The organism is Cupriavidus sp. R6-3 (genome assembly GCF_059772245.1).
The window spans coordinates 1-5,752 of the sequence record NZ_JCBAJO010000266.1 but is presented as its reverse complement, the minus strand read 5'-3'; the positions used below and the strand labels follow the sequence as shown (position 1 = coordinate 5,752).

At 66.0% G+C, this 5,752-nt stretch carries 3 protein-coding genes and 1 pseudogene; 2 read left to right on the top strand and 2 right to left on the bottom strand.

Annotated features, from left to right (window positions below; translation table 11 throughout):
- Positions 1–21 precede the first annotated feature (21 nt).
- Positions 22–1,611: an ABC transporter substrate-binding protein gene (locus AC6EI8_RS23520; protein WP_149316551.1), complete on the bottom strand. Its 1,590-nt coding sequence runs from the start codon at positions 1,609–1,611 to the stop codon at positions 22–24.
- Between the two features lie 491 nt (positions 1,612–2,102).
- Here AC6EI8_RS23520 and AC6EI8_RS23515 point away from each other — a divergent pair, with 491 nt between their 5' ends.
- Together AC6EI8_RS23515 and AC6EI8_RS23510 are read left to right on the top strand one after the other, a co-directional pair.
- The gene (locus tag AC6EI8_RS23515; protein ID WP_265632871.1) at positions 2,103–3,296 is read left to right on the top strand and encodes a M20 aminoacylase family protein; all 1,194 of its coding nucleotides are present in this window, start codon (positions 2,103–2,105) and stop codon (positions 3,294–3,296) included.
- Between the two features lie 101 nt (positions 3,297–3,397).
- Positions 3,398–4,441, top strand: a pseudogene (locus AC6EI8_RS23510) (DUF2891 domain-containing protein).
- Positions 4,442–4,511: 70 nt separating this feature from the next.
- On the opposite strand, the gene AC6EI8_RS23505 reads toward AC6EI8_RS23510, so the two are convergent.
- The gene (locus AC6EI8_RS23505; RefSeq protein WP_498383023.1) at positions 4,512–5,462 is read right to left on the bottom strand and encodes a DUF3047 domain-containing protein; all 951 of its coding nucleotides are present in this window, start codon (positions 5,460–5,462) and stop codon (positions 4,512–4,514) included.
- Between the last annotated feature and the right edge of the window lie 290 nt (positions 5,463–5,752).

Sequence of the window (5,752 nt, the reverse complement as noted above, 5' to 3'; positions counted from 1 at the left end):
TGAACAGCCTGCCGCCAGCGGTTACTGCTGCGGCTTGAAGTTGTGCGCGTAGGTCCGTTCGTCGGTCCGCGGCACGTAGGTGATGCCCTTCTGCGTGGCCCAGGTGGTCACCTGCTGATGGATCGGAATGATGCCGCCGTCGTTGATCGCGATCGCGGTCGCCTCCTGCAGCAGCTTCGAGCGCTGGGCGTCGTCGACGGTCGACAGCGCCTTCTCCAGTACCGCATCCATCTTCGGATTGCAGTACTCGCCCCAGTTGGTGGTGCCGAAGCCCTTCTTGGCATCCTCGCACGCCAGCAGCGCGCGCAGCGGCGAGCTGACCTCGCCCGTCTGCGCGCCCCAGCCGAGCAGGCCGAACGACCACTCGTGCTTGATGCCCTTGGACGAGTACGTCGCCATCGGCATGCCTTCGACCCGCGTGGCAATACCGATCCGCGTCAGGTTCTGCGCGACGGTCTGCGCGATCTTCTCGTCGTTGACGTAGCGGTTGTTCGGCGTATGCAGCGTCACGCCGAAGCCGTTCGGATAGCCGGCCTCGGCCAGCAGCTTCTTGGCGCCCTCGGGGTCGTACTTGACCGTCTTCAGGTCCGGGTTATGCCCGAACAGCGTCGCCGGCACCAGATTGTTGGTCGGCTCGGACAGGCCTTCCATCAGCCGGTCCTTGATGCCCTGCCGGTTGATGGCCATGCTGATGGCATTGCGCACGCGCGCGTCCTTCAGCGGGTTCTTGTCCATCGGCTGGCCGTCCTTGGTGGTGACGTACGGCGACTTGTCGCGCTTGGCATCGAAATACAGATAGATGACCCGGTGCGAGATCTTCGAGAAGAACGACAGCTTCGGATTCTTGCGCACTTGCGGCAGGTCCGGCGTCGGCACGTTCTCGATCGCCTGCACGTCGCCCGACAGCAGCGCGGCCAGGCGCGTGGCGGGGTTCGGGATGAAGCGCAGCGTCACCTTGTCCCAGGCGGGCTTCGGCCCCCAGTAGTCGGGGTTGCGCGTCAGTTCGACCCGGTCGTCGCGCGCGTAGCTGACGAACTTGAACGGACCGGTGCCGACCATGCCCTTGCCCTGGGCGAAATCGTCGGAGTTCAGGCCCTGCGTGGCCTTCTTCTGCACGATGAAGATCGAAGTCAGATCGTTCAGCACCAGCGGATAGGGCTGCGCGGTGATCAGCTGGATCGTGTTCGGATCGACGATCTTCTTGGCGACGATGGCCTTGGTGTAGACGTCGAACTTGCCGGGGCTGTTCTGGATTGTCGCCGGCCGGTCCAGCGACCACAGGATGTCCTCGGCGGTCAGCGGCGAGCCGTCATGGAACTTGACTCCCTTGCGGATCTTGAACTCCCACGTGGTCTCGTTGACCAGCTTCCACGACTCGGCCAGGCCCGGAATGATGCGGCTGTCCGCGTCCATCTTGATCAGGCTGTCGAAGATATGCTCCGACACGTTGATGTTCGAGAACAGGTTGTAGAAGTGCGGGTCCATCGAGGTCGGCGGCGAGCTCATGGCCAGCTTGAAATCGGCTGCCAGTGCCTGACCGCCGGCGCCGAAGCTGATGGCTGCGGCGAGCAGGGCGGTTGCAAATGCCTTCTGGTGGTGGCGAAGCGGCATCGAGCGATTCTCCCGAAAAGTGGGGGCAACTATAACGAGCGGCCTGTGACCGTCGCAAGCTGCGACGCCGCAAATTGGTGCAGGCGTCGTGATACAAGCGGGGCCCGGCTCGCGGACGCGGTACGGCAAGCATTAACTGTTCCAGTAGAGAAGCACCGGCTGCAATGCGGGGAAACCCACCTCCGGGGGATACCGCGCCGAATGACGGCGGCATATTCGACGGTATATTGGGCGGCATGTCGGGCGGCATGCTGGGGCCGCATGTCGGGGCCGTATGCCGGGCGGCGCGTTGGGCGGCATGTCGGGTGCCATTGGGCGGGTTATCGGGGAAACCTCGCGCCGTGATGGTTTTGGCGCATTCGGGCCCGGCGTCGTATGATCCGGATATTTCACCCCTGCTGTTTTCCCCAATCCGGTTTTGCCAGCCGGGGTTTTTCCGCCCTGGTTTTCAACCCTCTGGTTTATCACCGCTTACCGCTCTTGCCACGGCCATGACACTGATCCCCGAAATCCTCCAGGCGCAAGACGAGATCCGTTCGATCCGCCGCGACATCCACGCTCATCCGGAACTGCGATTCGAGGAGCAGCGCACTGCCGACGTGGTCGCGCGCACGCTCGCCGACTGGGGCATCGAGGTGCACCGCGGCCTGGGCAAGACGGGCCTCGTCGGCGTGATCCGCAACGGCAGCAGCACGCGCAGCATCGGCCTGCGCGCCGACATGGACGCGCTGCCGCTGCAGGAGGCCAATACCTTCGGCCACCGCTCGCAGCACGACGGCAAGATGCACGCGTGCGGCCACGACGGCCATACGGCGATGCTGCTCGGCGCGGCCCGTTACCTGGCACAGCATCGCAACTTCGACGGCACCGTTCACCTGATCTTCCAGCCGGCCGAGGAAGGCGGCGGCGGCGCGCGCGAGATGATCCGCGACGGGCTGTTCGAGCGTTTCCCGTGCGACGCCGTCTTCGGCATGCACAACTGGCCCGGCATGCCGGCCGGTTCGTTCGGCACCTGCCCCGGACCGCTGATGGCGTCGAGCAACGAGTTCCGCATCGTCGTACGCGGCAAGGGCGCGCATGCGGCGATGCCGCATAACGGCAACGATCCGGTCTTCACCGCGGCGCAGATCGTCGGCGCGCTGCAGGGCATCATCACCCGCAACAAGCGGCCGATCGATGCGGCGGTGATCTCGGTCACGCAGTTCCACGCCGGCGACGCGACCAATATCGTGCCCAACGAAGCGTGGATCGGCGGCACCGTGCGCACCTTCACGCTGCCGGTGCTCGACCTGATCGAACGCCGCATGGAAGAGGTGGCGCGCGCGGTCGCCACGGCCTTCGACTGCACCATCGAATTCAGCTTCGACCGCAACTATCCGCCGACCGTCAACAGCGCCGCCGAAGCGGCCTTCGCGGTCGAGGTCGCGCGCGAGCTGGTCGGCGTCGACAACGTCGATCCGAATATCGAACCGACCATGGGCGCCGAGGACTTTTCCTTCATGCTGCTCGAGCGGCCGGGCTGCTATCTGTTCATCGGCAACGGCGAAGGCGGGCACCGCGAGGCCGGCCACGGCATCGGGCCCTGCATGCTGCACAACCCCAGCTACGACTTCAACGACGAGATCCTGCCGGTGGGCTCGACCTTCTTCGTCAAGCTGGTCGAGAAATGGCTGGCGCCGGCGTGAATGGTGTGAATGGTTCGAGCGGCGTGAATCGTTCGGATAGCGCTGATGGGGCGGATGGGGCGGATCGCATGAGCGGCGCGGGCGGGACGGATGCTGGCGGTATGGCCGCCACGGCCCGGCCGGCGCTGCCGGCGCTGGATATCGCCACTGCCAGCGCCTTCGCGCAGGTCGCGCTCGAGAACATCCTGCGGCCCTACCCCTACCGGATCGACCACATGATGACGGGCGCCGGCGACCTGGCCGAGCCGCGCGCGTTGCATCCCGTCTATTTCGGCAGCTACGACTGGCACTCGAGCGTGCATATGCACTGGCTGCTGGTCCGGCTGCTGGCGCACCGGCCCGACCTGCCCGAAGCGGGCGCGATCCGCGCGACGCTCGACATCCAGTGGCGGCCCGAAGCGGTCCAAGCCGAGCTGGCGTATTTCCAGCGGCCAGGCTCGGGCACGTTCGAGCGTCCCTATGGCTGGGCCTGGATCCTGCGCCTGCAGGCGGAACTGCGCCAGTTTCCGGGCGACGACGAACAGGTACAGCGCTGGGCGCGCGCCTGCGAACCGCTGGCGACGTATCTCGCCGGACGGCTGAGCGACTATCTCGATATTGCCGATTTTCCGATCCGCACCGGCACGCACGCCAACAGCGCCTTCGCGCTGGTGCTGGCCGACGGCTAGGCCCGCGCGGACAACCATCCGGCGCTGCGCCGCGCGATCGCGCGACGGGCGCATCGCTGGTTTGGCCACGATCAGCGCTACCCGGCCCGCTACGAGCCCGGCGGCGACGAGTTTCTGTCAGGCGGCCTGATGGAGGCGGTGCTGATGCGCAGCGTGCTGGACGACTGCGCGTTCGCGGAATGGTGGGAGATGTTTGCACCTGCACCGACCGACCTGGCGACGTGGCTGACCCCGGTGGTGGTTGGCGATCGCACCGATCCGAAGCTGGTGCATCTGGACGGGCTGAACCTGTCGCGCGCCTGGTGCTGGCGCCTGCTCGGACCGTCGCTGCCGGAACCGTTGCGGGCGAAGGCGGCGGGTGCGTGGGTCGATCATCTGGACGCGTCGCTGGCGCAGGCGGTCAGCGGCGACTATGTCGGGACGCACTGGCTGGCGTCGTTCGCGGCGCTGGCATTGACCGATCCCGTGGTCCCCTGATTTCGCCACGGACGCTCGCGTTGCAGGGCTCCCGCCGCTGCGGGCCTCCGCCGCGCGGGACCTGCGCACGCTAGTCCAGCGCGATGTCGCCATACCAGGCTTCCGCCTGGCTCCTGGTGTTGTCGGTGTCGGTCATGATGCCGACGGCCAGCAGCCGGCCCGGCTCCTTGCCGAAGGCGGCGCGATAGTCCGCCCGCAGATCGCGCTCGTGGCAACGCCATTGCCTGGCGTGCCGAGTGCCTGAATCCACCACGATCATGCGGACCCGCTCGGTGTGCGGGTTCGGTATGACCGTCCCTTCCGGACGTTTGGCGCCCCAAATGTACATCAGGGTTGCGTAGGGCATCTCGCGGCCGGTCATCAGCCGCGCCATTTCGTCCATCAGATGATCTTTCAGCGACAGCGTGCTCTTGTCCCCGTCGAAGGCAACGAACACCCGTAGCGGTGCATCCTCGCGGGGTCCGCTGGCGTTGTCGCCGTCGGCGATGACGTCGCGCGTCTTCCAGGCCCAGCGCAGCTTGCCTGGCTCCCGCGGCTTCAGAGGAACATAGAGGCCCGAAGCGGAACCATCCGCGCGGGCATGCAGCACGACGCGCTGGTCGACTTCGGTCAGTGCGTATTGCGTGGGGGTCTTGCTGCGGTTGACGGTCCAGCTGTGCCAGCCCGCCGGCAATGCCTGCTCTGGGCCAAATGTCGAAAATAGCGGAAGTTGCTGCAACGGCATCGGCTCGGCGGCTTCTTGCCCGCTTTGGTCGCCAACTTTCTGGAGTTGAGCCGGGTAGTCGGAGCGCTGCGATGTCTCGTTCCGCAGCGATTTGGCAGTCGAGGCAGCCAGCCGCTGGTGGAACTTGCGGCAATCCATCGGCGAGATCCTGGCCACCTTGGGGGCCTTCGACACGGATGCCTCGGCGTCGGGAGACGACGATGGGGATGTCGCGCATCCGGCCAATGTCGCCGCAGCCGTCAGGAAAACGCCTGCAAACAGGGGCCTGCGCAGGCCCATGCCGATGAATCCGGCCATGTTTGCGGCCATACCTTCCCCCGGACTTCCCGATTGCCCGCCCCTGGTTGGGCCGTGGCTTGATTGCGTGACGATGGCACCGCGATGCTCACAAGTGGGGCAAGCGCCGGCGCCGAGCGACACCATAACAGAGCCGATGCGGAGGGAGAACCGGTGACTTCACGCACGGGGGCGATCTGTTGTATTCCGTCTGCGCGGCGCGGTTTCCGGTGCCGTTTTCATTTTTGGGGGCTTTCCGCCGCCGCAAAGCAAAACACCCCAGACCTTGTGAGATCTGGGGTGTCTTGGGG